Annotated in this window: 26 protein-coding genes; 6 read left to right on the forward strand and 20 right to left on the reverse strand. The window is 65.3% G+C overall.

Features of this window, described 5'->3' with window-relative positions; all coding sequences use genetic code 11:
- Positions 1-39: 39 nt before the first annotated feature.
- The 12 genes from QCE69_RS12235 to QCE69_RS12290 all read right to left on the reverse strand — a co-directional run bounded on the left by QCE69_RS12235 (position 40) and on the right by QCE69_RS12290 (position 6,545).
- The gene (locus tag QCE69_RS12235) at positions 40-240 is read right to left on the reverse strand and encodes a hypothetical protein (RefSeq protein WP_309930958.1); all 201 of its coding nucleotides are present in this window, start codon (positions 238-240) and stop codon (positions 40-42) included.
- The gene (locus QCE69_RS12240; protein WP_309930960.1) at positions 240-458 is read right to left on the reverse strand and encodes a hypothetical protein; all 219 of its coding nucleotides are present in this window, start codon (positions 456-458) and stop codon (positions 240-242) included. The genes QCE69_RS12235 and QCE69_RS12240 overlap by 1 nt, the downstream gene beginning before the upstream one ends.
- Positions 459-648: 190 nt before the next feature.
- Entirely contained in the window at positions 649-855 is a 207-nt protein-coding gene (locus QCE69_RS12245; protein WP_309930962.1) for a helix-turn-helix domain-containing protein, read from the reverse strand.
- A 61-nt stretch (positions 856-916) separates the two neighbouring features.
- Positions 917-1,159 carry a hypothetical protein gene (locus tag QCE69_RS12250; RefSeq protein ID WP_309930964.1) on the reverse strand — a complete coding sequence of 81 codons (243 nt, stop codon included), beginning with the start codon at positions 1,157-1,159 and terminating at the stop codon, positions 917-919.
- A 2-nt stretch (positions 1,160-1,161) separates the two neighbouring features.
- Positions 1,162-1,548 (reverse strand): RusA family crossover junction endodeoxyribonuclease, encoded by a 387-nt coding sequence (locus QCE69_RS12255; protein WP_309930965.1) that lies wholly within the window; start codon positions 1,546-1,548, stop codon positions 1,162-1,164.
- A complete protein-coding gene (locus QCE69_RS12260) occupies positions 1,529-2,149 on the reverse strand; it encodes an ssDNA-binding protein (protein ID WP_309930967.1) in 621 nt (206 codons plus the stop codon). The genes QCE69_RS12255 and QCE69_RS12260 overlap by 20 nt, the downstream gene beginning before the upstream one ends.
- Positions 2,150-2,241: 92 nt before the next feature.
- On the reverse strand, positions 2,242-3,168 hold the full coding sequence (locus tag QCE69_RS12265; protein WP_309930969.1) for a hypothetical protein: 927 nt from the start codon (positions 3,166-3,168) through the stop codon (positions 2,242-2,244).
- A 110-nt stretch (positions 3,169-3,278) separates the two neighbouring features.
- Complete coding sequence (locus QCE69_RS12270; RefSeq protein ID WP_309930971.1) at positions 3,279-4,976, reverse strand: DNA-directed RNA polymerase; 1,698 nt, start codon at positions 4,974-4,976, stop codon at positions 3,279-3,281.
- A 45-nt stretch (positions 4,977-5,021) separates the two neighbouring features.
- Positions 5,022-5,276 (reverse strand): hypothetical protein, encoded by a 255-nt coding sequence (locus QCE69_RS12275; protein WP_309930972.1) that lies wholly within the window; start codon positions 5,274-5,276, stop codon positions 5,022-5,024.
- A gap of 34 nt (positions 5,277-5,310) precedes the next feature.
- Positions 5,311-5,472, reverse strand: a complete 162-nt coding sequence (locus tag QCE69_RS12280; protein ID WP_309930973.1) for a hypothetical protein — start codon at positions 5,470-5,472, stop codon at positions 5,311-5,313.
- 1 nt (position 5,473) lies between these two features.
- Positions 5,474-6,370, reverse strand: a complete 897-nt coding sequence (locus QCE69_RS12285) for a hypothetical protein (RefSeq protein ID WP_309930975.1) — start codon at positions 6,368-6,370, stop codon at positions 5,474-5,476.
- Between the two features lie 37 nt (positions 6,371-6,407).
- On the reverse strand, positions 6,408-6,545 hold the full coding sequence (locus QCE69_RS12290; RefSeq protein ID WP_309930976.1) for a hypothetical protein: 138 nt from the start codon (positions 6,543-6,545) through the stop codon (positions 6,408-6,410).
- 190 nt (positions 6,546-6,735) lie between these two features.
- Here QCE69_RS12290 and QCE69_RS12295 point away from each other — a divergent pair, with 190 nt between their 5' ends.
- Both QCE69_RS12295 and QCE69_RS12300 read left to right on the forward strand, forming a co-directional pair.
- Positions 6,736-7,833, forward strand: coding sequence for a WYL domain-containing protein (locus tag QCE69_RS12295; RefSeq protein ID WP_309930978.1), 1,098 nt, complete (start codon positions 6,736-6,738; stop codon positions 7,831-7,833).
- Positions 7,830-8,654 carry a Sir2 family NAD-dependent protein deacetylase gene (locus tag QCE69_RS12300; RefSeq protein WP_309930979.1) on the forward strand — a complete coding sequence of 275 codons (825 nt, stop codon included), beginning with the start codon at positions 7,830-7,832 and terminating at the stop codon, positions 8,652-8,654. Before QCE69_RS12295 ends, QCE69_RS12300 begins: the two co-directional genes overlap by 4 nt.
- Positions 8,655-8,676: 22 nt before the next feature.
- On the opposite strand, the gene QCE69_RS12305 is transcribed toward QCE69_RS12300, so the two are convergent.
- Together QCE69_RS12305 and QCE69_RS12310 are read right to left on the reverse strand one after the other, a co-directional pair.
- A complete protein-coding gene (locus tag QCE69_RS12305; protein WP_309930981.1) occupies positions 8,677-12,138 on the reverse strand; it encodes an AAA family ATPase in 3,462 nt (1,153 codons plus the stop codon).
- A 4-nt stretch (positions 12,139-12,142) separates the two neighbouring features.
- On the reverse strand, positions 12,143-13,399 hold the full coding sequence (locus tag QCE69_RS12310) for a DNA repair exonuclease (protein WP_309930983.1): 1,257 nt from the start codon (positions 13,397-13,399) through the stop codon (positions 12,143-12,145).
- A gap of 174 nt (positions 13,400-13,573) precedes the next feature.
- On the opposite strand from QCE69_RS12310, the gene QCE69_RS12315 reads away from it, so the two are divergent.
- Positions 13,574-13,822, forward strand: coding sequence for a hypothetical protein (locus QCE69_RS12315; protein ID WP_309930985.1), 249 nt, complete (start codon positions 13,574-13,576; stop codon positions 13,820-13,822).
- A 20-nt stretch (positions 13,823-13,842) separates the two neighbouring features.
- Here QCE69_RS12315 and rsmA read toward each other — a convergent pair whose 3' ends face one another.
- The 4 genes from rsmA to QCE69_RS12335 all read right to left on the reverse strand — a co-directional run bounded on the left by rsmA (position 13,843) and on the right by QCE69_RS12335 (position 19,568).
- On the reverse strand, positions 13,843-14,673 hold the full coding sequence (rsmA, locus tag QCE69_RS12320) for a 16S rRNA (adenine(1518)-N(6)/adenine(1519)-N(6))-dimethyltransferase RsmA (protein ID WP_309918347.1): 831 nt from the start codon (positions 14,671-14,673) through the stop codon (positions 13,843-13,845).
- A gap of 31 nt (positions 14,674-14,704) precedes the next feature.
- Positions 14,705-15,688 (reverse strand): 4-hydroxythreonine-4-phosphate dehydrogenase PdxA, encoded by a 984-nt coding sequence (pdxA, locus tag QCE69_RS12325; RefSeq protein ID WP_309930987.1) that lies wholly within the window; start codon positions 15,686-15,688, stop codon positions 14,705-14,707.
- 4 nt (positions 15,689-15,692) lie between these two features.
- Positions 15,693-17,054: a peptidylprolyl isomerase gene (locus tag QCE69_RS12330; RefSeq protein WP_309809721.1), complete on the reverse strand. Its 1,362-nt coding sequence runs from the start codon at positions 17,052-17,054 to the stop codon at positions 15,693-15,695.
- A gap of 123 nt (positions 17,055-17,177) precedes the next feature.
- A complete protein-coding gene (locus QCE69_RS12335; protein WP_309930989.1) occupies positions 17,178-19,568 on the reverse strand; it encodes an LPS-assembly protein LptD in 2,391 nt (796 codons plus the stop codon).
- Between the two features lie 225 nt (positions 19,569-19,793).
- Here QCE69_RS12335 and QCE69_RS12340 point away from each other — a divergent pair, with 225 nt between their 5' ends.
- From QCE69_RS12340 to purB, 3 genes are all read left to right on the forward strand, one after another.
- Complete coding sequence (locus tag QCE69_RS12340; protein WP_309930991.1) at positions 19,794-20,819, forward strand: phosphotransferase; 1,026 nt, start codon at positions 19,794-19,796, stop codon at positions 20,817-20,819.
- A gap of 19 nt (positions 20,820-20,838) precedes the next feature.
- Positions 20,839-21,540, forward strand: a complete 702-nt coding sequence (gene murU / locus QCE69_RS12345) for an N-acetylmuramate alpha-1-phosphate uridylyltransferase MurU (protein WP_309930993.1) — start codon at positions 20,839-20,841, stop codon at positions 21,538-21,540.
- Positions 21,541-21,615: 75 nt separating this feature from the next.
- Positions 21,616-23,004 carry an adenylosuccinate lyase gene (gene purB, locus QCE69_RS12350; RefSeq protein ID WP_309918362.1) on the forward strand — a complete coding sequence of 463 codons (1,389 nt, stop codon included), beginning with the start codon at positions 21,616-21,618 and terminating at the stop codon, positions 23,002-23,004.
- An 80-nt stretch (positions 23,005-23,084) separates the two neighbouring features.
- Here purB and QCE69_RS12355 read toward each other — a convergent pair whose 3' ends face one another.
- Complete coding sequence (locus QCE69_RS12355; RefSeq protein ID WP_309918364.1) at positions 23,085-23,579, reverse strand: gluconokinase; 495 nt, start codon at positions 23,577-23,579, stop codon at positions 23,085-23,087.
- Between the two features lie 10 nt (positions 23,580-23,589).
- Positions 23,590-24,954, reverse strand: coding sequence for a GntP family permease (locus QCE69_RS12360; RefSeq protein WP_309902797.1), 1,365 nt, complete (start codon positions 24,952-24,954; stop codon positions 23,590-23,592).
- Positions 24,955-24,985 lie beyond the last annotated feature (31 nt).

The following is a 24,985-nucleotide window of genomic DNA, read 5'->3' on the forward strand; positions in this document are numbered from 1 at the left end:
CAGCCGGGCTGGACTAGGACGTCGCGGTAACGGCGCATGTCACGCCTTGAAGTGGTCGCGCAACTCCAGGTAGCAGTCGCGGATGCCCTTCAGGAACCCGCCCTGCCAGCACCAGCGGTGCTCGGCCCGCATGTGGTCGAACCCCTCGCGCAGCAGCGCGAACGGATAGGCGACGAGACACAGGAGGAGCAGCAGGACGGCGAGAGGCTTCGCGAAGAAGCTGAGGAACTTGGCCTTCATCACTTCACCTTCAGGCACTGCAACTGCATGGCGTGGCTGTCCGACTGACGGGCCACGTAGCAGACGACGTTGTTCTTGGGGTCCTGCACGACGTCCAGCGTGTCGCTGAACTGCAGACGGTGCGTCGGGAGTTCGTGCTTGTCGGTGTCGACGAGTTGGTCAGCGGCGTGCGCCGTACCGGCCAGCGCCAGCACGGCGAGGATCAGGAGTTTCTTCATTGCGGTCGAACCCAGATGATGTTCCGCGCTTCGCGGAGGTGATGACCTTCAGGGAAGTCGTCGGAGAAGCACGCGTGGGCATGGCAGTCCGAGACCATGTACGTGCGGCGGTCGGAGAAGACACAGCCGTCACAGACCTGTTCCCCCGCCGCCTCGTTGGCGACAGGGATGAACGTGACGTGCTCGAACTTCACTTCGTCAGCGAGTAGCGGACGTAGACCTGGCCCGTGTGGTCGCGGCGACGGACCTTGGCGATCTTCACGCCGGCATCCTGAATCTCCGTGATCCGGCGGCTCACGCTGCGCACCTTGTGCACGGCGTTGGCTTCGACGTTGGTGATGCTGCCCACCGACTGGAGGTGACGGAGGACGAGTTGGGCTTGCGGGGAGAGTTTCATGTTGGTCTGCATGTCAGTAGGGTGTGGTTGAGAGCCGCCCGGTGAGGCCCGGGCGATGCCTTTACTTCGCTTCCGTGTCCGTCGTCTCGGCGACGACGACCTTCGGCTGCGTATCTGCGACCACGGCGCCGATCACGGCAGAGACCTTGCGGCCCGTGTTGATGGCGCGTCGGTGGGCGTTGGCCTGCGACACAAGGTCAGCGGCCGACTTGAGCTTGGCGTCGAGCTTGGCCTGCTCGCGTGCGATGGCGGATTCCATGGCGACGGAGAGGCGGTCGAGCAGCTTGATGAGGATGAGGATCATGGTTATTCGGTCGGTTGAATTGCAACGTTGATGTGCGGGGCTTCGCCCGGTTCGGGGAAGCGCTTGGTCAGCAGGAGAGACATGATTTGCCGGTCGTCTTCCCACCAGCCCTCGTCCGTGAGCGTGTCCATGACGCCCTTCGCGAAGTTGTCGAGGTCGCCCATGGGGGTCGAGAACTTCGACTTCGCGATCGGCTTACAGACGAACTCGATCGCGACGATCAACTCGTCGGTCAGCGGGGTCGCGGGCTTCGTGGGGAGTGCTGCGGCGATGGCCTTCTGGTACACCTTGTACGACGCAGGCATGTAGGTGCCGAACTTCGACACCCGGGGACGCGGTGCCGGCAAGGGCACCACGTTGAGACGGAACTCAGAAATCTTGGTCGTCATTCGAACCCGACGAGCCTTCACCGCTGCCTTCCGACTCGTCCTCGTCCATCGAGGGTTCCGTGTCGTCGTTCTCGTAGTCGCCGGACTCGTCTTCGAATCCGAGGTTCGACTGAGCGTGGCGCTCGAGCAGCTTGATGCCGTTCAGGTACAGCGTGACGCCCTTGTTCGAGCCGGTGTCGTACTCCGACGCGGCGATCGACATGCGACCGTAGTCGCCCGACTTGGCGGTCTCGCGGAGATCGGTCTTGCCGTCCGCCGCCTTCTGCTCCGGCTTCTGCTTCGACTTCGCCGTGATGACCCAGTGGCCTCGCAGCGACTCCTTCTTGTCGTTGCCTTCTTCCATCGCAGCGTCAGCCAGGGCCGAGCCGTCCTTGGCCGGGCGGGCGTCTGCCTTGCCCTTGCCGGCCTTGTGGAGATCGTTCAGCTTCTTGGCGAAGTCGTCGTTCTCCTTCACGCCCTGCTCGAGCAGGATCGCGCACTTGAACTTGCCCTTGCCGTACTCGCTGTTGTCCGGCTTGGCGAGCCACGCGTACTTGAACGTGCCCTTGGGGGTCACGAACTTGCCGACGATCTTCGACTTGCCCTTCTTTGCTTCTGCCATTTGAATGCCTTGAGATGATGTAGGAGATGGGCGAGCGACGGCCCGGGACCGAGCGCCGCTCTATCCCGGGGTGGTGCGGGGAGGTGGAGGGGTTACTTCTGGGGTTCTGCGATGACGGTCGAGCCGACCTTGGTCGCGTTGCTGATCCCGCGAATGTTCGGGACCACTTCGCCTTCGCGGATGACGAACAGGGAGCCGTTGAAGGCGTGGCGGTAGATGTCGACGTTGACCTGCTTGCGCTCCGGCTCAGGCTTCTTCGGGAGCGGGCCGGCCACCAGCGATCGGCCGGCGACCCACTTGTGCTTCCCTTCGTGGTTATAGTTGTCCGAAGTGCGCTGGTTACCTTGTTCGTCGATCAAGCTGACGAACAGTGCCCCGGTCTTGAACTCGACCGAGTGCAGGACTTCGCGAGTCGCCGGGACGTGGAAGTGTTCGCCGGCCAGCACGCGCTTCAGGAACGGCTCGGGGGCGATCACGGAGTCTTCGATCGGCGCCGTCAGCTTCGTCTTGAGTTGCTCGGCGAGGGCCGGGGACGGCGCGGCGGTCATGATGAGCTTGTAGTCGAACGGATGTGTCCCGTTCGCGCGGAACAGGCTGAAGGGGGACGTGCCGCCGTTGAACACGTTGAAGTCCTCACCCTGCTTCGTGAGCGAAGTGACGCGGCTCTGCTTCCCGTCCAACTCGATGACGAACTTCGCGCCGCGCGTGAACGCCTCGACGATCTCCTGCGACGTCTTGAACGGCAGCGGGAACACCCCGCCTTTCCCGATGGTCACGGGAGCGTCCGCGATCTTCACGAGGAAAACGCGCGAATCACCCGGGTGCGTACCGTCGACGCGGAAGCAATCCATGGACTCATAGGTGCTGTGCTTCACAGCGAAACCACCGAAGCCATAATTGTGGGCAGTGATGTCAGTGACGGACTTGGTACCCGTCGAGAGGCCACGGACTTCGAACTTCGCGCCAGCCTTGAAGTCAGCGATCAGGTCAGCGGCGGATTTGTATGTCAGCTTGGTCATGGTTTGAAAGTCCAGAGAGGAAATGAAAACGGCCCGCCGAAGCGAGCCGATAGGGTCGTCACCCTGTGCGGGTTTAATCAATGAGTCGCTTGTAAGCAACTCGCTTTACTTCAGGAGAAAAAGAACTCCGAGTCATAGACTGCGGACACCTCCAGGGAGCCGAGCGTGGGGATCGCAGGGATGTCTTCCACCCCCGTCAGCCGGATCACGGACTGCCTCCACTGCTCCAGCGTGTCCTCGCTGTACAGTTCGACGAAGGCGTTCTTCGTCTCGGCCAGCAGGAGGTCACTGTTCTCCGCGTGACAGCCGAACGAGTCGTGAACGAACGCGAGGTCGCGCACGCCTGCCTCCTTCATCTTCACGCAGACCATCGCGAGGTGCGTCGCATCGAATGAGTGCACGACGTTCGGTGCCGCCCCGAGGACCTGCTTACCCGGCTTGAAGCCAGCCTGCGGTTCCTCGAAGCGGATCATCACGTCGCCGCTCAGGGTCGACACGCGCTTCTCGGCGGTCTTCCAGTACGCCTGCTTGGCCGAGAAGCCTGACGGGGTTTCCCACGAGAGGGGCAGGCCCTTCTCTTCGAGGTGCGCCGCGACCTGTCGGAAGTACCCCATGGCCGTGCGCGGGGCTTCGATGCTGTCGTCCAGTGCCCCGACGATCTTCTCGGTCAGGTACTGGGCGGCGGCATAGCGCTCCTTGCCGTTCTCGATGTGGTCCGCGAACCCGTCTTGGATCAACTGGGTCAGGATGCCGCGCTCCGAGACGCCGTACGGGGTCGTCATGACCGCCCGCTTGACGGTCGACCGCTCTACCTTGCCGACCCACAGCGCCGCCATCTCGGCGGTCGTGGAGTTCACGAGGTCAAGCTGGATCGCCTGCTTCACCAGTTCCGCCACCTTCTTATAGATGTCGGCCCGGATCCCCATCGGCTTCACGTTGACCTGCTCGGCCGCGAGAGGGTCCTTCATGAGGGCCGCGAGATGCTGGATGCCCGAGCACGTGGCGTCATAGCGACACACCATCGTCGACAGGAAGCCTTCGACCGTCCGGTTGACCATCATGTAGTCGCAGACGCGCTTGACCTCGTAGCAGGCCGCAAGGAACTCCCACGGGCTGTCTGCCTGGGTCCAGAACTCGAACGCCTTGTGGTCGTCGATCGGGTCGTTGGCGACGGCCAGGATGCCCTCGAGATGATCCAGGGTCCACTGCTGGCGCTCCTCTAGCGTCGCCTTGTCGAAGCCGAAGTAGTTCGCGGTGTTCACGCGAATCCAGTACCAGCCCCGGTCGGTCACCGCGACCGGCTCGGAGAACCGGAGCAGGCCCTTGACCAGCGAGTCGCCCTGCGTGTGCAGGTCCTGCGGGCGCGGGTAGAATCGACCACGGAAGTCCGCATAGTGCGGGAACCACAGAGCCGGGAAGTCGGCGAGTTCGTCGGCCATGCCCAGCATCGCGAACAGCTTCAGCCGCATGCCGGCGTTCCGCGCGTTCTCGTTGTGAATCTTCTCGCGGTCGCGGATGTGCCGCTTGAACTCCTCGGAGGTCTTCTCGAGATGGGCCGGGTACTCCGGAAGCGGAATTTCCTCGCCGGCCGGGAAGCCCGGGACGTCCAGGCCCCGGTTTTTGCAGGCATTCGCCACGTCGAGGACGTCGCGGTTCACCGCCCAGCGGGTCTTCTGAATCCAGTTCAGCGCCGCGAGGTGGGCGCCCTTGAGCGGGACGTCGAGGGACGCGGTGTGCGCGTTGGTGAAGTCGTTGCTCTTGACCGCGTCGGTCTTGAGAGTCAGGTAACCGCCGTTGAGCTTCGTCATGGTGTCAGGTCCAGTGAACGGAGAGGTGTGAGTAAGTGACTTGCTTTACTTCGAGGCGAGATACGACGCCAGACGGACGTGCGCCGACCGGCTATTGCCTTCGCCGTCTTTGCGCGGGAGCGCACCGGGCATCACGTCGAGGATCGCGTGGGTGTCGTCGAGTTCGGCGCGGGATTCCTTGTTGCTGCTCTCGGCCCAGCCCTTGTACATCTCGCTGGTCTTGATGCGCGACTCGAGTTCAGCGATCTTGGCTTGGGCTTCTTTCAACTGGGTCGAGGCTGCGGGTTTGCGGCTTGCCATGGCGATGCTCCTGTGGTTTGGTAAGTGACTCGCTTTACTTCTGGGCGCAATAACGCGCCTCGACGGCCTCGCGGACCATCGGGTGAACCTGACGCTCCCACGCGGGGTCGCCGAGGCGGATCGGGACCGGCACTTCGACCGGCATCGTGGCGCCGAAGAACGGCAGGGTGATTCGCTTGGTGTCTTGAGTGTTCATCTCAGCAACTCGCTTTACTTTCAGGCTCAGGTTGGTAGGCGTAATCCTGCGGCTCGCAGATCATCGGTGCGAGGAAAGGCCGCTGGAGTTCACATGACTGCTTCAGGCTCGCCGTGAGGGCCAGCGCGGTCTGGGTCATCCCGAAGACCAGCTTCGGGAACTTCTGACCTTCGTCACGCTGCTCCTTCACCTCGAACCATCCGTTGGCTTCAACGAAAAGGGACATAACGGCTGACCCGATATGGATGGTCTGCTCGTGCGTCCACTCTTCCTTGACCAGGGTCGTCGTTTTCTTCGACCACTTGTCGAAGACTCGTTTATCGACATCCCCGTTGTTTCTCTTGAGCATCAGCTTGAACATATTGATGCCGTCCTCGCCGGTCTCCTTGCGGGCCTTCTCGGCTTCGCGCTCCCGGCGTGCCCACTGCTGGTACTCGATCTCGTGGCGCAGCCGAGCGGCGCACGCGCGGCGCACGGACGTCCAGCCGGCCTCGACGGGATTCGCCAAGGCGGTCAGGACGGCACAGGCGGCGATCGTTTCCTCATCGAGACACCCGAAGATGCCCGAGGCGTCGTTGATCCGCTTCGACTTGGGGTCCTCGAGCTTCCCGAGGTACTCTGCCTTCTTCGCCTGCACCGCCTCGACCATCGGGCCGATCAGTTCGCTGGCGATGCGCTGGCCGTGGTGGACCTCGCCGAGATTCCGGTCGATCGTCGTGCCGTCCTGCTTCTGCGCGATGAGGGTCCGGCGGTAACGTTCGATACCGCGCTGGACTTGGTAGTGCTCCCACTCGCGCTGTGCCGAGTAGTCGTTCGCCCCCACAGGGACTGGCTTCGCCGTGGGGGAAACCGTGGGGGGTGTATCTGTTTGATCCGATTCGCGGTCAGGTGCGAGCATCTGGATTCTCCTTTGTAATCAACGGTGTGCGTTGCATTCAACGTTCTTTTAATCCGTTGGTCACAGGTTCGAATCCCGTACGGCCTACCAAAAGATTCAAAGGGCTCAGCGCATGCTGAGCCCTTTTCTTTTGCGTGAGCGCTTTGCACACTTCTACTTGATCGCGCTTGCTCATGATGTCGCCCCTCGATAGCAAAGCGGTTCCCCACCCATAAACTGACCGGGAGCGGATTCTTTCCGCTTCCATCGAGCGGCGTCACCAGAACAATCTGAAATCGAAGCACGGCGAGTGCCGCCGGAGCACCAGGACACAATCTGTCCCGGTGCTTCTTATAATCGAACGCGGTTCCCAACTCGCCCAAGCCATGACCAACAGCCTCGACGAAGCCATCCTCCGCGTGCTGCCGACCGAACGGGACGCCACCGCCTGGCTTCCCACGCCGGAAATTCGCCGCCGTCTGGAGGAGCGCGGGCATCGCGTCGGCTATACGAAGAAGGTGCAGCGTCACTTGACGGCGCTCGAAGCGGACGGCCGCGTCGTCTCGATGCTCAACGGCCGCGAACTGCTGTGGCAACGCAAGCCCTGGCTGCACGGTCTGCAGGAAGGTGTCGGACTGATGAGCGCATCCGAGGCCGTGGCGTTCCATATCCTCCAGCGCTTCGCCGGCAACAAGCTGCCGAACGCCGTGACCCGCGACATCGATCCGCTCTTCAAGGCCGCCGAGGCGCGGCTGTCGCAGGAAAAAGAGGACAGCCGCATCTATCGCGCGTGGGCGGACAAGATCGATTCCGTCGATGGCGCCTTCACGCTGATTCGTCCGAAGCTGCGTCCGGAGATCTTCCAGGCTGTCGCGACCGCGACCTTCTTCGAGCGCGAACTGCTCGTGCAATACCGTCCCGCGTACAAGAGCGAAAAGAACGAGAAGAACGAAAGCGGCAGCCAGACCGATGAACCGAAGACCCGCACGCTCTGGCCGCTCGCGCTGGTGGAATCGGCGGGCGTGATGTACATGGTCGCACAGGATCCGAAGCGCGCGCCGCGTCCCGAGAAAGGCGAAACCGAATGGATGCGCACGCTGTATCGGCTCGACCGGATTCGCTCGGTGATGGAATCCGGCGAGGCCTTCACCTATCCCGAGGACTTCAAGCTGCGCAAGTACATCGAGACGCAGCAGGTGTTCGATTTCCTGCCCGAGCCCGCTGTGCGTCTCGAACTCGCCTTCGAAGGCCACGCCGGCAATCAGCTGCGCGAATCGCCGATGTCGAAGGATCAGCAGATCGATACTCTGCCCGACGGCCGCACGAAAATCTCCGGCACCGTCACGCCGAGCCTGAAACTGCGCTGGTGGCTGCGCGCCCTCGGCGCGAACGTCGAGATCCTCGCGCCGCAGACCCTGCGCGATGAATTCGCGCAAGACTATCGCAAGCTCGCCAACCGTTATGTCGAAGGCACGTCGCCATGAACGACACCGCGCTGCTCGACCAGGCCGCCGCCTGGATCCGCGCCGCCGATGGCCTGCTCGTCACCGCCGGCGCCGGCATGGGCGTCGACTCGGGCTTGCCGGACTTTCGCGGACCGGAAGGGTTCTGGCGCGCGTATCCGGCACTGCGGCATCACGGCTTCTCGTTCGAGGACATGGCCAATCCCGCGGGCTTCGTGCGCCATCCGCAACTGACGTGGGGCTTCTACGGGCATCGGCTGGCGCTGTACCGGGCAACGCAGCCGCATGAGGGCTTCCACCTGCTGAAGCGCTGGGCGGCGCGCATGCCGCACGGCGCGTTCGTATTCACGAGCAATGTCGATGGCCAGTTCCAGCGCGCGGGTTTTGCACCGGAGCGCATCGCCGAATGTCACGGCGCGATCGACACGCTGCAATGCCTGGACGCCTGCACGCATGATCTCTGGTCCGCGGACGGCTTCGATCCCGTCGTCGATGAAGCGCGCTGTGAACTGCTCAATGCGCCGCCGCGCTGCCCGCGTTGTCATGCGCTGGCGCGACCGAACATCCTGATGTTCGGCGACTGGAACTGGATCGAGCGGCGCTCGGCGCAACAGGAACGCCGGCTGGCTGCGTGGCTGCACGGCGTCGAACGGCTGGTGGTCGTCGAACTCGGCGCGGGGCGTGCGCTGCCCACGGTCAGGCGCTTCAGCGAACGCAACGGATCGCGCGTGATCCGCATCAATCCGCGTGAGCACGCCATTGCGCCGGACCGGGGTGTCGGCATCGCGGATGGCGCGCGCAATGCGCTTCTGCGCCTCGATGCCCTGCTGCACGACGCCTGACGCACGATACGCGCAAGACGCGTCAGCCCATGTAACGCACGTTGACCTGCGGCCCGAACACCTCGCGCACGATCTCGACCAGATGATCGTGATGGCTCAGGAAGATCACCTGGGTACGCTTCGCGAGTTGCGCGAGCACACGCAGACCGGCGCGCGCACGGCCGTCGTCGAAGTTGATGAAGAGGTCGTCGGCGACGAATGGCAGCGACGCTGCGCGCTCGCCATGTTCCTCCAGTGCCGCGAGGCGCAACGCGAGATACAGCTGGTCGCGCGTGCCCTCGCTCATTCCGCCGATCTCGACATGCTCGCCGCTCACTCGCACCGCGGAGAGCGCCATCGGCTGGCGATCGTAGTCCACGACCAGCCGCGAGAAATTGCCGAGCGTCAGTTCGGCGAAGATCGCACTGGCGCGCGACAGCATCGGGCCCTGACGGCGTTCGCGATAACGGTCGATCGCCCATTTCAGCAGCGTCGAAGCGGTTTCGACCTTGACGAAACGTTCGGCGGCATCGGCCATGGAGGCCAGCGCTTCCTGCCGCTTCGCCTCGGCGCGGGCGGCGTTGGCGTCGCCAGAAATGGCCGCCAGTTCGCGCCGCGCACTTTCGAGCGCCGCCGCGATGTCGTGCGCCGCATTCACCGACTCCGACAGCGCCGCGCCGATCCGCGACAGTTCCGCCGCCACGTTCGGCATGTCCGCGCCCTCCACTTCCGCGACGAGCTCGTCGAGCGCGAGGCCATCGCCGCCCTGGATGAGCGCGGCGCGCGCGTCGTCGGCGGCGGCCTTGAGCTGCCCCTTTTGATGCGATTGCGCGATCAGCGGCGCGAGCGCATCGGGCGTGTCCACCGCCGCCAGTTCGTAGAGCGGCCGCAACGTGGCCTTCGCTTCCTCCACTTCGAGTCTCGCGTGGCTCACCTGCGTCTCCGCCGCCGCATGTTCCTTCTTCAGCCGATCGCTGTCGGCCTGCGCGGCCACGGCGCGATCGAGCCGCGCCGACAGCTCCGTCGCGATCCGCGACGCGCCCGCTGCGGTCAGCGACGCGTCGAGTTCCTGCGCCAGTTGCTCGGCCTCGGCATCGAGCGTGGCAAGCGCGTGGCGCCTGGCTTCGATCTGACCGCTGCGAATGCCGTCCACGTGCGTCAACTGCTCGCCGATCTGCTTCACGATGTCGAGCGCCGTTTCGGCCGCCGCCTGCGAATCCACGGCGCGTGCGAGGCCTGCCTTGTCGAGCGCCGCCGTCCAGTCCCGCTGCCAGCGCTCGAACGCTTCACGCGCCGCCTTGGCCGCGCCTTCGCGTGCGCCGCGTTCGGCCTGCGCTTCGTCGAGCTGTGCCTGGAGATTGCGCCGCGTCACGCCCGCTTCGTCGATGGCGGCAATGCGTGCCTCGGCGCTGTCGCACAGCGCATCGATACCGGCGTGCAGATCCTCCGGTGCGCCGGATGCACTCAACTGACGCGCGAGTTCATCGCGGCGCGCGGCGGCATCGGCGGCTTCGCGCGTCAGTTCCGCGCTGCAAGCGTGCAGCGCCTGCGCCGCCGTCAGCACCGCATCGCGCGATGCCATCCACGCCGGCGCATCGTCCAGCGGCATCTCCGCGAGGCCCGCCTGCACGGCGAGCGCGCGCCAGTCGTCGTTGAACTGCGTCAATGCGGTCGCGGCTTCGCGCACAGCTTCCTCACGCCGCGCGAGTGTTTCTTCCGCGCTGACGATGCGCCGCTTCAGCGCCGTCAGTTGCGTCGCCTGCCCGACCGAGCCCAACTGGCGGTCCGCCAGCCCGTCCGATGCATGCAGCTGCTGCTCGAAGCCCGGCGCGCCCGCGGCAAGCGCAACTTCGCCCGAACGGATCGCGTGCCACGCGGCATCGCGCGTCGCACGGGCATCGCGCACTTCGGCGGCGGTCACGACGTCGTGTGTTTCGACCAGTTCGTCCAGCGCATGCTGCGCCGCGCGCCGATCGTCGCGCGCCTCGTCCAGCCGATCCTCGGCGAGCGTCACGCGCGATGCCCGCTCCTGCCGCTCGCGTCGCAGCGTCGCGATGCGCTCCTGCGCTGGCAGCGTCATCGACTGCAACGCGTCGACCGGCCGCGTCCAGCGTCCGAGCGCGGCGAGACCCGCGTCGAGCGCCTGCTCGGCTTCGCGCTTCGCGTCTTCGAGACGCCGTTGCTCGGTGCCCGAATCGCGATACTTCTGCGCCGCGCGCAAGGCGGCACGCAACGCCGGCGACACCTCGCCGCCGTCGATTCCAGCCAGCCGCGTCTTCAGCATATCGATCTGCTTCGCGGCTTCATCGGCGGCCTGCCCGGCGTTGCGCGCCGTTTGCTGCAATCCGCCGCGCTCCAGCATCAGGCTCGACAGGGTCTGGAGCACGAGCGCGCCGGGCAGCGCGTGACGCGCGCCCGCTTCGTCCTGCGGCCAGCCGAGTTGCGCGCTGTGCTGCGCGACCTGCCGCTGCCGCATGTCCACTTCGTTTTCCAGCCGCGCGATCTCGCCGGCGTGATTCGCCGTGCGTTCGCGCGCGGCATCGAGCGCACGAATGCGCGCCTGCGCGGCGAGCATTGTCCGGTCGGGCTGGATGGTATCCGCTTCGATCTGCAAGCGCGCCGCTTCAGCCACATGCAATTCGACCGCCCGTTCAGCGGACGCCAGCCGCGTCAGCGCATTCTGCAGCGTCGCTCCGGCGTCGGCCGGCAACTCCCGCACCTCGCCCAGCTCGCGCAACTCGGCGCTCTTCTCGCGCCACACGTTCAGATGCGGCGCCACGCGCCTCACGCGTTCGAGCCGGCCGCGCTGCGCTTCGAGCGCCGCACGCTGGAGGTCCTGTTCGCGGCGCTTCTCCTCAGCCTCCTCGACCGCGCCCTGCGCGCGCCGCCATTGCGCCGTGCGCACGCTGGCCGTCTTCAGCTCGGCGCTGGCTTCGTCGAATTGCTTGAGACCGGCGTAATACGCCCGATCGCCCGACTTGCGCCGGGCCCACAGCCGGTCCGCTTCGTCCGCGAGGCGCTGACGCACGTCGCCGAGACTCGCGATGCCCGCCGCCGACTGGAACAGCACCTGCCCGACATCGCTCGAGGCATCGAGAATGGCGTCGCCGCCGCGCCGCAGCGCGTCGTGATTCAGGCAGTACATCTGCTCGAAAAAGTGCTTGTCGGCGGCGCCGAGGAACGGCGTGAGCGCGTCGGCGGCGAGCGGGTCGCCGTTCGGCGCCGTGAGCGACGACTTGCGGCTCTTCGTGCGATGAAACGCGAACGCCGAGCCGTCCAGTTCGAGCGACGCGCCGAGCCGCAGATCGCTCTGCGGATGCACGAACGCGAGCGGCGAGCTGTGCGGCATGCCGAACAGCAGCTCGGCAATGGCGTTCTTGATGGTCGACTTGCCGGCCTCGTTCGGACCGACGACAAAATGAAAGTCATGCTCCGCCACCGGGAAATCCACGTCGTGGCCGGTGAATTTGCCGTAGCGGATGAGTTCGAGTCTGCCGATGCGCATGGGCTTACTCCGCGTCCGCCAGCTGCGCGATGAGCCCGGAGCGCACCTCGCTCACGAGCGCCGCCAGTTGGCCGTTGCGCACCTGCTCGAGCTCGGGCACGGCCTTCTGCAACTCGCTCGGCGCCTGCGTCGCCAGCACGATCAGTCTTTCCTTGAGCATCTCCAGAAACTCCGGGTCGGATTCCGCTTCGATCAGGAGGCCGTGCAGGTCGGCGAGCGCGTCGCTGCGTCCGGCCGTGGGCACTTCCTGCGACAGCGGCCGGGTCGCGACTTTCACCTTTTCCAGCCACAGCCGGTCGTGGCTGATCGCCGCGATCTGCGCGAGCACTTCGGCGCGCAATTGCGTCGCGAGTCCGAACAGCTCGCCGTGCGCCTGGGTCGCGCCGGTGATCGTCACGCGCACGGCATGCGGCACCGGCGACGCCGCATCGTCCACCAGCGCTTCGAGCGCACGGCCGACCGCGCGCGCGACTTCATCGAGCGTCGCGGCCTGCGAGGCATCGACGCTCACGGCTTCCCAGCGCAGCACGTCGATGAACAGCCGCTCGACGCTCACCTCTTCCGCCTCCGACACCGTCACCAGCACGGCGCCGCGCCGCCCGGTCTCGCGGATGTTGCGTCCTTGCAGATTGCCCGGAAACACGATGGTCGACGCGTCCTGCCAGATCGCATATTCATGCACGTGCCCGAGCGCCCAGTAGTGATACTGCTTCGCGTGCAGTTCCGCGACCGAGCACGGCGCGTAGCTCGCGTGCTGCGCGGCGCCTTCGAGCGCGGTATGCAGCACGCCGATGTTGAAGTAGCCCGCGACCGGCGCCGGATACGCGGTGACGAGGTTCGTCGTGACGGCCTTTTCCTTGAAGCTGTGGCCGTGCAGCGCGACCTTGAGCGCGTCGATGCGGAAGGTCTGCGGCTTTCTCGCCGAGAACGTACGGACGTTGTCCGGCAGCTGCAACTGGCTCGTCATTTCGCTTTCGGCGTCGTGGTTGCCGAACAGCACATACACCGGAATGCCCGCGCGGCGCAGACGGCCCATCTCGCGGCAAAAGAAGATGCCGGTGTTGTGGTCGCGCCAGGTGCCGTCGTAAAGATCGCCGGCAATGATCATGAAGTCGACCTGCTCGTCCACCGCGACCGTAACGAGCCTCGAGAAGGCCTCGCGCGTGGCGTTGCGCAGCATGTCGGCGGGTGCGTCGGCGTAGGCGGACAAGCCGTGCAGAGGGCTGTCCAGATGGATGTCCGCCGCGTGTATGAAGCGCATGCGCTGTCTCCGTGATGAAAGGTTGCCGCCGGCCCGCGAGGACCGGGCGGTCGATTCTGACAGCCGCTCCGGACAAATCGTGTCCCGGTGTGCCCTGACCGTTCGGGACGCCGGATGTCCCGCGCGGCCCACAGAATCAGCCGTCCGGAATCAACGCGACACGAGGCCAGAACGATGAACGAAACACTCGAACGACACCAGCGACACGCCGCGATCACGAGCCCGTACACGCCGGGCAACGTCGATGCCGCGATCCGCCATCTGGAACGCGTGCTCTCGGCGGAAGGCGCGAATTCGCTGTTTGGCCAGACTTACTGGCGCAGCCGCGTGTGCCAGGTGAGCGCGACGCGTGGACTTCAGCGTGACCAGCGTGCAAGGCTCGAACGCCTGATGAACCGGCTCGCCGATGCCGGCGCACAGTAGTGCCCGATTCAGTCCTGATGTCAGGATGGCGCCCGGCGCGAGCGTTGCAGCGCCTGCGCCAGCGCGACGAACTCCGCGACCGGCACTTCCTCGGCGCGGCGGGTGAGATCGAAACCGATGGCATCGAAATCGATCGACTCGCGGTAAGCCGACAGGTTGTTGCGCAAGACCTTGCGACGCTGTGCGAAGGCCGCCTTCACGACGTCCGACAGCGCGTTCTCATCCACGTCGGGCAACTCGTGCGGCGCGAACGGAATCATGCGCACGATCGCGGAATTTACCTTCGGCGGCGGATTGAACGATTCGGGCGGCACGTCGAGCAGCTTGTCCATCACGTAGCGGTATTGCAGCATCACGGACAGGCGCCCGTAGTCCTTGCTGGCGGGTTCAGCGATCATCCGGTCCACCACTTCGTCCTGCAACATGAAGTGCTGGTCGATCACCCGGTGCGCGAAACGCGTGAGATGAAACAGCAGCGGGCTCGAAATGTTGTACGGCAGATTGCCGACGATGCGCAGCGTAGGCTTGCCGCTCTCATCAGCTTGAGCAAGCGCGCCGAAATCGAATTCGAGGGCATCGGCGGAATGCACGACCAGACGCTCGCCGAAACGCTTCTCCAGCCGCCCGATCAGGTCGCGGTCCAGCTCCACCGCATGCAGCGGCGATTCCGGCGTCGCCACTCTTTCGATCAGCGGTTCGGTCAGCGCGGCCAGGCCCGGCCCGATCTCGACCATGCGCTCGCCGCGGCGGGGCGCGATGGTGTCGACGATCGAATCGATGATGCCCTGATCGACGAGGAAGTTCTGCCCGAAGCGCTTGCGCGCGAAATGGCCTTGATGTTTGGTCGGCATGTTCGTTTGAATGAAGCTCGCGCGGCGGCTTTCAGGCCGTGCGTTTGTGGCGCGCCATCGTGACGGCGGCGTCGATTGCGGCGATCATGCTGCCCGCGTCCGCGCGGCCCGTGCCGGCGAGATCGAGCGCGGTGCCGTGATCCACCGAGGTGCGGATGATCGGCAGGCCCAGCGTCACGTTGATGCCTTCGCCAAACGTGGCGTATTTCAGCACCGGCAGGCCCTGGTCATGGAACATCGCCAGCACGCAGTCCGCGTCCTGCAGATAGCGCGGCTGGAACAGGGTGTCGGCGGGATACGGTCCCGGTGCGTCGATGCCGAGCGCGCGCGCCTGTCCGAGCGCAGGCGCGATCACGTCGATTTCCTCGCGGCCCAGATAGCCGTTCTCGCCCGCGTGCGGGTTGAGGCCGGTGACGAGGATGCGCGGCGCGGCCAGGCCGAAATGCGCGCGCAGGTCGTGATGGATGATGCGCAAGGTCTCGACGAGTCCCGCCACGCTCAGTGCGGCCGACACGTCCTTCAGCGGCAGATGCGTGGTGGCCAGCGCGACCCGCAGCGGACGCTCGCCCGAACCCGCCAGCATCATGACCACGCGCGGCGTATGCGTGCGTTCGGCGAGATATTCGGTGTGGCCGGTGAAGGGCACGCCGGCGTCGTTGATGGTGCTCTTTTGCAGCGGCGCGGTGACGATGGCGTCGAAACAGCCGGACACGGCGCCGTCGATGGCGGCATCGAGCAGGCCGAGCACATAGCGCCCGTTGGCCGCGTTCAGCTTGCCTGCCTCGGCGGGCACGGCAAGCGCGTGATGTTCCAGTTCGACAGGCTCACCCGCCGCCGGCCAGCTTGCGCCGGCACGTTCGGCGAGCAGCGCGCGGTCGCCGAGCACCGTGAAGCGCGCCTGCGGCCAGCGCGTGCGGGCCTGCGCGAGCGCCGCCGCCGTCAGTTCCGGGCCGACGCCGCCCGGCTCGCCCGTCGTGATGGCGATGGCGAGCGGGCGGGGGTCGGCGGTGCTCATCTGCTTACTGCTGCGCCTGGGCAGCGACGCCCTTGTACTGGACGTAGGCGGTGTCGCGCAGTTCGCGCAGCCAGTCGGAATAGGCCTGTTCCGCCTTGCGCTGACCGATCGCCTGACGTGCGATGTCGAGCTGCTGCGTCGCCGAGCCTTCCGCCTCGCGACGGCCGAGCACCTGGATCAGGTGGTAGCCGTACTCGCTGCGCACCGGATCGCTGACCGCGCCGTCCTGCAGGTTGTTCATCGCGCGCTCGAATTCAGGCACGGTTTCGCCCGGACTGATCCAGCCGAGGTCGCCGCCCTGCGAGGCCGAGCCGTCCTGCGAATAGGTCCGCGCGAAGTTCGCGAAGTCGCCGCCCGCCAATACTTGCTGCTTGATGTCGAGCAGCCGCTGGCGCGCCGCCTGTTCCGACATGCCGTCCGTCACGCGCAGCAGGATGTGGCGCACGTGGGTCTGCGTGAGCTTGGGGGCGTCGGCGGCCGTGCCCTGGCTCGCGCGCCGGTCCACCAGCTTGATGACTTCGAAGCCGCCGCTCGTACGCAGCAGCGTCGGCGCGACCTGACCCGGACGCAGCGTCGCGACCGCCGTCACGATGCCCGCCGGCAGCGAAGCCGGCGCACGGAAGCCGAGATCCCCGCCCTTGGAGGCGTCGGTGTCCTGGGAGTTGTTCTTGGCGAGCTTGGTGAAATCGTCGCCGTTGAGCGCCTGCTTCAGCACGGCGTCCGCCTTGCCCTGCGCCGCCGCGACGTCCGCCTCGGGCGCGTCCTGCGGCACCTTGAACATGATGTGCTGCAAGTGCAGGTCGCTCGTGTTGCGGGCGCCCGGACCGCGCTGGCTGGCGATGTAGTTCGCCACTTCGCCGTCCGACACGGTGATCTTGCTGTCGACTTCCTTCTCGCGCAGCTTCGACAGCGTGAGTTCGGTGCGCGCGTCGCGCACGAAGGTGGCCCAGGGCACGCCCTGTGCCTCGATGCGCGAGCGGTAGACGTCGAGCGTCATCTGGTTCTGCTGGGCCAGGCGGGCGAGCGTGCGGTTCACGGTGGCGTCGTCGACGTTGATGCCGTCGTCCTTCGCCTTCTGAAGCTGGATGCGCTCGAGCACCATCTGGTCGAGCACCTGGCGCTGCATCTGGTCCGCGGGCGGCAGCGGCGCGTTCTGCTGCTGGAGACGCTTGGCGATCAGCGCGGTGCGCTCTTCCAGTTCGCGCTGCGTGATGACGCCGTCGTTCACGACCGCGACCACGGAATCCGCCACCTGCGCATTGCGGTTCGACAACGCCTGCGCGCCGGCCGGCGTACTCAGGATCAACGCTGCGGCGAGCGCGCCCGCCACGATGGCCGTCGATCTAAACAATTTCACGTTTGACACAGAGACTCCATCAAATTCCAGCTTCACCCGTTCGTGTGCTGCGTGTGTGGTGCGCGGCGCCGTTGCCTGGCGCCGCTTGCGTGTTGCCTGTCCGTTGCCTGTCTGTTGCTCGCCGCGGCAATGTCACTCGTAATCGCTGTAGCGGGCGAGCGGCGGCGCGGCCGGCGGCGGCGACTGATACCCCTGGACACTCGAGCGGAATGCGCTGACGAGACCGTTGTCGACGTTCGACAAGCCCTTGAACGTCAGCTGCGCCAGCACCCGCGTGCCCGACGAAAGCTGGCCCGTGGTGTTGACACCGTTGGCGTAGCGCTGCACGCCGAAGCCGAGCGCCCAGCAGTCGGCATCGTACTGGAAGCCCAGCAGCCCGTCGACGAGACGATGGCTCGCCATGTCGTAGTTGACGCGCCCGACCGCGTAGAGGCGGTTCGTGAGCGGCCATTCGCCGGACACCAGGATCTGGTTGATCGGCTCGTTCGACAAGGTGGTCTGGTTCGAACGCGTATAGCGATAGCCGACGTTGATCACCTTGCGCGCGCCGGGACTGAACGCGAAACCGATACTCGAACGCACGAGCTGGTTGTTGTCGACATTATATTGGAACGCGGTTTCCGAAGCGAAACCTGCCCCGAGCTTGATCGCCGCGCCCGCGATCAGGTCCGAGTGCTTGGCCTGGTCGGGCAGCTGGTCCGGCGTGATCGTGACGCGCTGGCTCTCGAAGTAGTACTGCTGCGCGATCACGAAACGCGCGCGTTCGTCGCCGGTCGCCGGATTGATGAAGCGCGTGGTCAGGCCGGCCGTGATGCGGTTGGCGTCGGCGATGCGGTCGTTGCCGACGAAGGTGTTCGGCGTGTAGATCTCGGCCAGTCCGAAGTCGGCTTCGGAGGTGTCGAAGATCGGCGCGAAATCCTGGTTGTGGTACGGCGTGTAGACGTAGTAGAGCCTCGGCTCCAGCGTCTGGATATAGTCCTGGCCGAACAGCCGCACCGAGCGCTCGAACACGAGCCCGGTGTCGAAGCTCAGCGTCGGGATCGACTCGGTGAAGTTCTTCGGCTGGCCCGCGACCGGCGGCGACGAGCCCGACACCTGCGACGTGGCGATGTGGCTCAGGTCATACGACGCGAAGTGCCACTGCACCTTCGGCGTGATGAAGTAGCCCGGCGCGTTGATGCCGTAGCTGAGGTACGGATTGAAGTACAGCCGGTTGCCGTCGGTCGCGCCTTCCTGCGAGATCGTGAAGCGCGTGGCGTCCAGTTCCGCGCCGTAGTCGAAGCCGCCGACGTTGTACTTGTTGTACTGGACGTTGACCTGCGGCTCGCGCGCATACGGCGGAATGGACGGCTGCAGCGTCTGCCAGCGCTGTTCGCGGGCAAGCACCGACCACGGGCCGTTGTTGTACGTGAGACCCGCTTCCTGCTGATACAGCAGCTGCGTGCCGTTCAGGAACTGGTTCGACGCGTTGCCCAGGTCCTCGGGATACTGCGAGTCCGAAACCTTGTTGTAATTGACATAGCCGCCGAAGCCGTTGCCGAAGTTCTGCTGGTGCTGCCAGAAGATCGCGTAACGGTTGGTATGCGTGTCGCGGTCGTTCGGCAGATAGTTGACGTCCAGCGAACCCGAATAGTTGGGCGACAGATAGCGGTAATTCGCCTCGCCCAGCACGCCGCGGCGCGTCATGATGCGCGGCGTGATGGTGAGGTCGCGGTTCGGCGCGATGTTGAAGTAGTACGGGATCGTCGCTTCGAAACCGGTCGTCGAGCTGAGCGAGAACGTGGGCGGCAACAGGCCGCTGCGGCGGTCGCCGGTCAGCGGGAACGACATCCACGGGCTGCCGAACACCGGCACGCCCTGGAAGAACAGCACGCCGTTGTGCGCAATGCCTTCTTCCGCGCCGGTATCGAAGTCGAACGACGTGCCCTTGATGTACCACGCCGGATCGGTCGCGCACGCGCAGGCGGTATAGGTGCCGTGATCGACGCGCGCACGCTCGTTGTCGATCATGTCGATGCGCTCGGCGCTGCCCGAACCGCCCGTCAGGTTGAAGTGGTACTTCGGGTTCGTCATGAACCCTTCGTTGGCCTCCACCTTCAGATGCGCTTCCGGACCGAGGAACGACACGCCGTTGTTGATCAACCTGACATTGCCGAAAGCATCGGCCATGTCGGTGTCCTGGTCGTAGTGCAGCGCGTCGGCCTTGATGACCGTCACCGTGCGCCGCACTTCGGCCGAACCCTTCGCGGCCATGTCCTCGTCGGACGTGCCGGTGGTCTTGTCGCCCAGGAGGAAGGTGGTCGGCTGCTGGCCGGCCTGCAACGGGCGCTCTTCGAGCTGCGGCGCGAGGCGCAGGCTGTCGGCGCCGTCGAGCGGGACCGGATTCGCCGCGGGCCCGACGAGCTGCGCATGCGCGAGCGCGGGCATCAGCCCCGGCACGGACAGCAGCGCGACGACGAGCCGCCGCCTGCGTGGCTGAGCGTCAGCGTTGATTTTCAAAACGGGAAACTGTCGTGGCGGCATGGATGGGTGCGGTTCGATTCCGTTTGCGTCCCATGCGCCCGATGCCGCCGGGCAGGCGGCCGTGCCCTCACCGCAATCACGAACTTGACGGTCCGTTGCTAGCAGGGACGACACTCGATTGAACGATGACGCTCACAGTCGTCGGGGGCCTGGCGCCAGGCGTGAAACGGATCGCTTAAAAAGTCGTGGGGTATTATATGGCAAGATGTTTGGCCCCTCGAATTTATGACGAACATTCCTTCCGACGCGCGCCTTGAACAACTCGGCGCATGGCTTCAACGTCTTGCCGGACGCTACCGGCTGAACCTCACCAGTCTCGCTCCCGCTTCCGCCGACGCCAGCTTTCGCCGCTACTTCCGCCTGGAAAGCGACGCGGAGTTCGGCGCGACGCTGATCGCGGTGGACGCCCCGCCGCCCGAAAAGTGCCGTGAATTCGTGCAGGTCGCGGGCCTGCTGGAAGCGGCGCAGTCCCATGTGCCGAAGATTCTCGAAGCCGATTTCGACGCCGGCTTCATGCTCGTCACCGATCTCGGCACCACCACGTACATCTCCGTCCTCGACGAGACGAATGCGCGGCCCCTGATGCGCTCGGCCATCGACACGCTGATCCGCTTCCAGCAGACGGCGCGCGAAGGCGTGCTGCCGGCCTTCGACCAGGCGTTCCTGCGCCGCGAGATGGAGCTGTTGCCCGAGTGGTTCATCGGGCGTCACCTGGGCCGCGAGGTCACGGCGGACGAACGCAAGGTGCTCGACGCCACCTTCACGCTGCTCGAACAGAGCGCGCTCGCGCAGCCGCGGACCTTCATGCTGCGCGATTTCATGCCGCGCAACCTGATGGTCTGCGAGCCGAATCCCGGCGTGCTGGATTTCCAGGATGCGGTCTACGGTCCGATCACCTACGACATGGCCTCGCTGATGCGCGACGCCTTCATCAGCTGGGAAGAGGCGTTCGAGCTCGACTGCATCGCGTATTACTGGGAACGCGCGAAGAAGGCCGGCCTGCCCGTGGATGCCGATTTCGGCGAGTTCTACCGGCAGCTCGAATGGATGGGCCTGCAACGGCACATCAAGGTGCTCGGGCTGTTCGCGCGCATCCACTATCGCGACGGCAAGCCGCGCTATCTCTCGGACCTGCCGCGTTTCATCGGCTATGCGCGCAAGGTGGCCGAACGCTATGCGCCGCTGTGGCCCTTCGCGCGCCTGCTCGATTCGCTCGAAGGCCGCGCGCAGGAAGTCGGCTACACCTTCTGAATCTGAACTCCGGACCACGATGACGCACGCTTTGACAACGGCGATGATCTTCGCCGCCGGCCGCGGCGAACGCATGCGCCCGCTCACCGACACCTGCCCGAAACCGCTGCTCGAAGCGGGCGGCAAGCCGCTGATCGTCTGGCAGATCGAGCGGCTGGCGCAGGCGGGCATTCGCACCATCGTCATCAATCACGCCTGGCTGGGCGCGCGCATCGAAGCCGCGCTCGGCGACGGCGCGCGCTGGGACGTCGTGCTGCGCTACTCGCCGGAAACCGAGGCGCTGGAAACGGCGGGCGGCATCGCGCAGGCGCTGCCTCTGCTCGGCGAGCAGGTGTTCGTCGCAGTGAGCGGCGACGTGTTCTGCAACTTCGATTACGCGTCCCTGCGCGCCAACGCCGATAAATTGCAGGCGCGCAGCGAGCCCGGCATGCATCTGGTGATGGTGCCGAACCCGCCGTTCCATCCCGCGGGCGATTTCGCGCTGCGCGACGGCCTGCTTGCGCTCGACGGCGAACCGCGCGTCACCTTCGGCAACATCGGTCTGTATGACCCGCGCATGTTCCGTGATCTCGTGCCCGGCACGCGCCGCGCGCTCACGCCGTACTATCGCGAAGCCATCGGCGCCGGACGCGCGAGCGGCGAGTTGTACCCGGGCCGCTGGGAGAACGTCGGCACGCCCGTGCAGCTGCAGGCGCTGGACGAGGCGCTGCGTTCGCGGTGAGCGCCCGGATTGCGCCGCATCCGATGGTAAAATGCGCGGTTCTTCCGTCTTTTCCTTCCGTTGCGACAAGCAATCATGTCCGATACCCGTCCCGATACTCTCTTTGCGCTCACCGCGCTCTCGCCGCTCGACGGCCGTTATGCCGGCAAGACCGAGGCCCTGCGTGAATGGCTGTCCGAAGCCGCGTTCATGCGCCATCGCGTGACGGTGGAGATTCACTGGCTGATCGCGCTGTCGCGTGCGGGCTTTGCCGAAGTGCCGCGCTTCTCCGAGGCGTCCGAGCAATTCCTGCTGGGCCTCGCCGAGCGTTTCACCGCCCATGACGCGGCGCGCATCAAGGACATCGAACGCGTCACGAATCACGACGTGAAAGCGGTCGAATACTGGCTCAAGGAATCGGTGAAGGGCCAGGCCGAACTGGAACGCGCGAGCGAGTTCATCCACTTCGCCTGCACCTCCGAAGACATCAACAACACGTCGCACGGCCTGATGCTCGCCGGCGCCCGCGAGCACGTGATCCTGCCCGCGCTGCGCTCGGTGCATGAACGCCTCGTCAAGCTGGCGCACGCGCAGGCCGAACAGCCGATGCTTTCGCGCACGCACGGCCAGCCCGCCAGCCCGACGACGCTCGGCAAGGAAATCGCCAACGTTGCGGCGCGTCTGGCGCGCGCGATCCAGCGCATCGAAAAGGTGGAACTGCTCGGCAAGATGAACGGCGCGGTCGGCAACTTCAACGCGCATCTGTCAGCGTATCCGGAGTTCGACTGGGAGACGTTCTCGAAGGACGTCGTCGAGAACCGCCTGAAGCTCACCTTCAATCCGTACACCACGCAGATCGAGCCGCACGACTACATGGCCGAACTGTATGACGCCATTGCGCGCGCGAACACCATCCTGCTCGACCTCGACCGCGACGTGTGGGGCTACATCTCGCTCGGCTATTTCAAGCAAAAGACCAAGGCCGGCGAAATCGGTTCGTCGACGATGCCGCACAAGGTCAACCCAATCGACTTCGAGAATTCGGAAGGCAACCTCGGCCTGGCCAACGCCACGCTGCGCCATCTCGCCGACAAGCTGCCCGTCTCGCGCTGGCAGCGCGACCTGACGGACTCCACGGTGCTGCGCAATATCGGCGTGGCGTTCGGCTACTCGCTGCTCGCCTACGACTCGCTGATCCGCGGCCTCGACAAGCTCGAAGTCAACGCGGCGCGTCTCAACGAAGATCTCGACAATACCTGGGAAGTCCTCGCCGAGCCGGTGCAGACGGTGATGCGCCGCTACGGCATCGAGAACCCGTACGAGCAGCTGAAGGAACTGACGCGCGGCAAGGGCATCACGCGCGAGGCGCTGCAGACGTTCATCACGGGTCTCGCCATCCCCGAGGATGCGAAGAAGCTGTTGCTGGACATGACGCCGGGTTCGTATATCGGCCGTGCGGTGGAGCTGGCGAAGCGCATCGGCTAAAAAATCGTCCGCACGAAAGACAACGCCCCACGCTGCCTGCGCAGCGTGGGGCGTTTTGCTTTTCGAAAGCCGCGTTCAGCTCAGCGCGTCTTCAACTGCTCCATGACGATATCGACGATCTGTTCCGGCGTGTGCTCGATGTTCACGACGATCGCCTCGTCCTCGCCCGGCGGTTCGAGCGTGTCGAGCTGGCTTTGCAGCAGCGTCGGGTCGAAGAAGTGCCCCGTGCGCGTGCCGATGCGCTCCTTCAACACGTCGAACGAACCTTCCAGATAGACGAAGCAGACATCCTTGTCGCCGTCGCGCAGCACATCGCGATACGAGCGCTTCAGCGACGAGCACGTGAACACCGCCGTCTCGCCCGCGCGCTGCTTCTCCTCGATCGCGGCGCGAATGGTCTTGAGCCACGGCCAGCGGTCGTCGTCAGTGAGCGGAATGCCCTTGTGCATCTTTTCCTTGTTGGCTTCGCTGTGAAACGCGTCGCCGTCGGTGAAGGCACACTGCAGCCGTTCGGCCAGCAACTCGCCGATGCGGGTCTTGCCGGCGCCCGACACACCCATCGCGATCAGAATCATCGAAATCTCCTTACACGACCGCCGCAAGCGCGAAGGTCAAACCCAGTCCCAACAGTGAAATGATGGTTTCGAGCAGCGACCAGGTCTTGAACGTCTGACCGACCGTCATCCCGAAATACTCCTTGATCAGCCAGAAGCCGCCGTCGTTCACGTGCGAGAAGATCAGCGAGCCGGAGCCGGTGGCCAGCACCAGCAATTCCGGGCTCGTGTGACCGCCCGCCGCCGCCGCGATCGGCGCGACGATGCCGCAGGCCGTGGTCATCGCGACCGTCGCCGAGCCGGTGGCCAGACGGATCAATGCCGCGACGAACCAGCCGAGCAGCAGCGGCGACAGATTCGCGGACGACGCCGTCGCAACGATCTGCTGGGAAATGCCGCTGTCGCGCAGCACCTGGCCGAAACCGCCGCCCGCGCCGACGATCAGCGTGATGCCGGCGATCGGCGCAAGACACTCGCCGCAGAACTTCTGGATCTGCTCGCGATTGAAGCCCTGCTTCGCGCCGAAGGTCCAGAAGCTGACCAGCACCGCGATCAGCAGCGCCATGTCCGACTGGCCGATGAAGCGCAGCAGGTCATTGGGCAGCGTCTTCGGTGTGAAGACCAGATCCGCCCAGCTGCCGATCAGCATCAGGATCACCGGCAGCAGGATGGTGAACAGCGTGATGCCGAAACTCGGCAAGACGCGCTTCGTGTCGGCTTCGCCGTGCTTCTGCACGAACTGGTCGGCGAGCGCGTTGGCGTCCGGCAGCTTGATGTGACGGCTGATCAGCAAGGCAAACAGCGGACCGGCGACGATGGCCGTCGGAATGCCGACGATCAGGCCATAGGCAATGGTCCTGCCGATATCCGCGTGATACGCCTGCACCGCGAGCAGCGCGGCCGGGTGCGGCGGAATCAGCCCGTGCACGACGGACAAACCGGCGACCATCGGCAGGCCGATCAGCAGCAGCGACTTGCCAGTGCGCTTGGCGACGTTGAACGCAATCGGAATCAGCAGCACGAAGCCGACTTCGAAGAACACCGGCAAGCCGACGATGATCGCGACGACCATCATCGCCCAGTGAATGTTCTTCTCGCCGAAGAGATCGATCAGCGTATTGGCGATGCGCTCGGCGCCGCCCGATTCGGCCATCATCTTGCCAAGCATGGTGCCGAGGCCGACCACGATGGCAATGTGGCCGAGCGTATTGCCGTTGCCGGTTTCGAACGACTTGACGATCTTGTCCATCGGCATGCCGACCGCGAGCGCGAGCAGCACGGAGACGATCATCAGAACGAGGAATGGATAGACCTTGTAGCGCGCGATCATCAGGATCAGAACCGCGATCGCGATCACCGCGTAGAGCAAGAGCATGCTCCCGTGGACGGCTGGCATGACGCCTCCTTTATTTCTTTGTTCAGGTTAT

The sequence above is a fragment of the Caballeronia sp. LZ032 genome, from assembly GCF_031451315.1.
Lineage (GTDB): Bacteria > Pseudomonadota > Gammaproteobacteria > Burkholderiales > Burkholderiaceae > Caballeronia.